The 3924-nt window shown below is 76.7% G+C and carries 1 pseudogene; it reads right to left on the bottom strand.

Features of this window, described 5'->3' with window-relative positions:
• Positions 1-234: 234 nt before the first annotated feature.
• A pseudogene (locus JM949_RS40105) lies at positions 235-3924 on the bottom strand (type I polyketide synthase); the annotation flags it as partial.

Genomic DNA, 3924 nt, shown 5'->3' with positions numbered 1-3924 from the left:
GTCGGGTGGGAGCAGGCTGAGCACCCCGGCGATCGGTCCGGCGGCGGCCAGTCGGGCCGGGCCGGGCAGCTCGGTCGCGGCCAGCACACCGATGCCCTCGGCAACCATGAGGTCCACCAGCGGGTCCGGGCCGTCCTGCAGGACCAGCCAGGTGCCCGCCGGCCGGATGGGCGTCGACTCGGGCAGCGCCCGCCAGCCGATCCGGTAGCGCCAGTGGGCTACCGCCTCGGCGGTCCCGTCGCCTGCGCCGGGCCAGAAGCGGCGGCGCTGGAAGGCGTACGTGGGCAGCGGTGTGCGGCGTGCGCCGGTGCCCGCGAACAGGGCGGCCCAGTCCACCCGGACGCCGTTGACGTGCAGGTGGCCGACGGCGCCCATCAGGGCGGCCACCTCGGGCCGCTGATCGCGCAGCACCGGCACCCCGGCCACGCCGACGCACTGCTCGGCGAGGCCGGAGAGCACGCCGTCCGGCCCGATCTCCAGGTACGTCGTCGCCCCGTCGGCGTGCAACCGGCGTACCGCGTCGAGGAACCGCACCGGCTCGCGGAGCTGCCGGACCCAGTAGGCCGGGTCGGTGGCCTGCTCGGCGGTCAGCGGCGCACCGGTGACAGTGGAGACCAGCGGGATCTCCGGCGGCGCGTACCGCAGGCGCTCCGCGACCCGGCGGTAGTCGGCGAGCACGGCGTCCAGGTGCGGCGAGTGGAACGCGTGGCTGACCCGCAGCGCCCGGACCTTGCGGCCCAGCTCCCGGAAGTGGGTGCTGATCCGGTGTACCTGGTCCGGGTCGCCGGAGACGACGCAGGCGCGGGGCGCGTTGACGGCGGCGAGTCCGACGGCGGCGGCGTGGCCGTCCAGCAGCGGTCGCAGCTCCTCGGCGGTGGCCTCGACGGCGGCCATCGCCCCGGGGCGGCGCACCGCCTGCATGAGCCGGCCGCGCGCGGCGACCAGCGCGGTGGCGTCGTCGAGGTCGAGCACCCCGGCGACGTGGGCGGCGGCCAGCTCGCCGATGGAGTGCCCGGCGATTCGGGCCGGCCGGACGCCCCAACTCTCCAGGAGCCGGAACTGGGCGACCTCGACGGCGAACAGGGCGGGTTGGGCGTACTCGGTGCGGTCGAGGGCCACCGGGTCGTCGCGCAGCACGTCGCGGATCGGGCGGTCGAGGTGTGCGTCCAGCCGGTCGCACACCGCGTCGAACGCCTCGGCGTAGGCGTCGAACGCGTCGTGCAGGGCGAGGCCCATGCCGGTGCGCTGGCTGCCCTGCCCGGTGAACAGGTAGGCGAGCCCGTCGCCCCCGCCGGCCGGTACGCCCCGGACGAGTCGCGCCGAGGGCCGGTCGTCGGCGAGGGCGTCGAGTCCACGCAGCAGCCCGTCGCGGTCGGCGGCCACCACGACCGCGCGGTGGTCGAGGGCCGCCCGCGTGGTGGCCAGCGAGTACGCCACGTCCACGTCGGTGGGGTCCGGGCCGGCGCGCAGCGCGACGCGTAGCCGGTCGGCCTGCGCCCGCAGCGCTTGCGCGGTCTGCCCCGCGAGTGGGAAGGGCAGCGTCGCCGGCACCGACCGGGGCCGAACCGCCGGGTCGTCCGCCGGGACCGAACCGACCGAGGAGACCGGGCCGACCGGAGAGCCCGGGTCGGTCGGGGGCGCTTCGAGGACGGCGTGCGCGTTGGTGCCGCTGATGCCGAACGCCGAGATGCCGAACCGGCGCGGCTCCCCGTCGCGCGGCTGCCACGGCGTCGGCTCGGTGAGCAGCCGCACCGCGCCGGCGGACCAGTCCACGTGCGGCGTCGGCGCGTCCACGTGCAGGGTCGGCGGCAGGACACCGTGCCGCAGCGCCTGGACCATCTTGAGCAGACCGGCCACGCCGGCCGCCGCCTGGGTGTGGCCGAGGTTCGACTTGACCGATCCCAGCCAGAGCGGGCGTTCCCGGTCCTGCCCGTACGTGGCCAGCAGCGCCTGGGCTTCGATCGGGTCGCCGAGGGTGGTGCCGGTGCCGTGCGCCTCGACGGCGTCGACCTGGCCGGCGGTCAGACCGGCGTCGGCCAGCGCCTGCCGGATGACGCGCTGCTGCGCGGGACCGTTCGGGGCGGTCAGGCCGTTGCTGGCGCCGTCGGAGTTGACAGCGCTGCCGCGCAGCACGGCGAGCACCGGGTGCCGTGCCGGCGCGCGTCGGAGAGCCGTTCGAGCAGCACCATGCCGGCGCCCTCGCCCCAACCTGTGCCGTCCGCGCCCGCCGCGAACGGCTTGCACCGGCCGTCCGGGGCGAGGCCGCGTTGGCGGCTGAACTCGACGAACAGCGCCGGGGTGGACATCACGGTGACCGCGCCGGCGAGGGCCAGGTCGCATTCGCCACGGCGCAGCGCCTGCGCGGCCAGGTGCAGGGCGACCAGCGCGGACGAGCAGGCGGTGTCGACGGTGAGGGCGGGCCCTTCGAGCCCGAGGGCGTACGCGATGCGGCCGGAGAAGACGCTCGCCGCGCTGCCGGTGACCAGGTAGCCCTCGCCGCCGTTCGCGGCCTCCGTGCCGGCGAGCACTGCCGGGTAGTCCTGACCGTTGGTGCCCGCGAAGACGCCGGTCCGGCTGCCGCGCAGCGACGACGGGTCGATGCCAGCCCGCTCGGCCGGCTCCCAGGCGAGTTCCAGCAGCAGGCGTTGCTGCGGGTCCATGGCGAGCGCCTCGCGCGGGCTGATCGCGAAGAACGCGGCGTCGAACCCGGCCGCGTCGCGCAGGAACGCGCCCTGGTGGGCGTACGTGGTGCCCCGGTGGGCCGGGTCCGGGTCGTACAGGTCCTCGCGCCAGCCCCGGTCGTCGGGGAACGCGCCGACCGTGTCGATGCCGGCGGCGACGGTCCGCCAGAGGTCCTCGGGGGTGTCGATGCCGCCGGGAAAGCGGCAGCTCGCCGCCACCAGCACCACGGGATCGCCGTCGTGGCCGCCGGTCGTCGCCGGGGCGGGGGTCTCGGCCGGTTCGCCGAACAGCTCGACGTGCAGCCGATTCGCCAGCGCGTGCGGCGTCGGCTCGTCGAAGACGACGGTGGCGGGGAGCCGCAGCCCGGTGGCCGCACCGAGCCGGTTGCGGATCTCCACGCCGGTGAGCGAGTCGAAGCCGAGGTCCTTGAACGAGCGGTCGGCGCGGACCTGGTCCGGCCCGGTGTGCCCGAGGGTGGCCGCGACGTGCTCGCGGACCAGGTCGAGCAGCGCGCGCCGACGGTCCTGGGCGGCGACGGTGGTGAAGGGTACCGGCTGCGCGCGCCGTGCCTCGGCGGCGCGGATGGTGCGCACCTCGGGGACGGCGTGCAGCAGCGGCCGGGCCCGGGAGGCGGTGAACGCCAGGTACAGCCGGTCCCACTCGATGTCCACCACGGCCACCGACGGGACGCCCGACTCGACCGCCCGCCGCATGCCGTCCAACGCCGTCTCCGGCGGCATCTGCGGCAGGCCGTCGGCGCGTCGCAGGTCCGCGACGCCGGCTTCGGCGGCCATCCCGCCGCCGGCCCAGGCACCCCAGGCGATCGACGTGGCGGGCCGGCCGTCGGCGTGGCGGCGTTCGGCGAGGGCGTCGAGGAAGGCGTTGCCGGGGGCGTAACCGGCCTGCCCGGGTACGCCGAGCGTGCCGGCGATCGACGAGAAGAGCACGAACGCCTGGAGGTCGAGGTGCCGGGTGAGTTCGTCCAGGTGGACGGCGGCCGTGGCCTTCGCGGCCAGCGCGGTGGCGAGCTGGTCCGGGCGCAGCTCCCGGACGGTGGCGTCGGCCAGGGCCGCCGCGGTGTGCACCACGGCGGTGGGCGGGTGCGCGGCGACGATCGCGGCGAGCTGGTCGCGGTCGGTGATGTCGCAGCACGCCAGTGTGACCCGGACGCCGAGCGCGGTGAGGTCGGCCCGGAGCTGGTCGGCGCCGGGGGCGTCGGGCCCGCGCCGGCTGACCAGCACC

It is taken from the genome of Micromonospora tarensis, from assembly GCF_016803395.1.
Classification (GTDB): Bacteria; Actinomycetota; Actinomycetes; order Mycobacteriales; family Micromonosporaceae; genus Micromonospora; species Micromonospora tarensis.
This window is presented reverse-complemented; position numbering and strand designations above follow the sequence as displayed.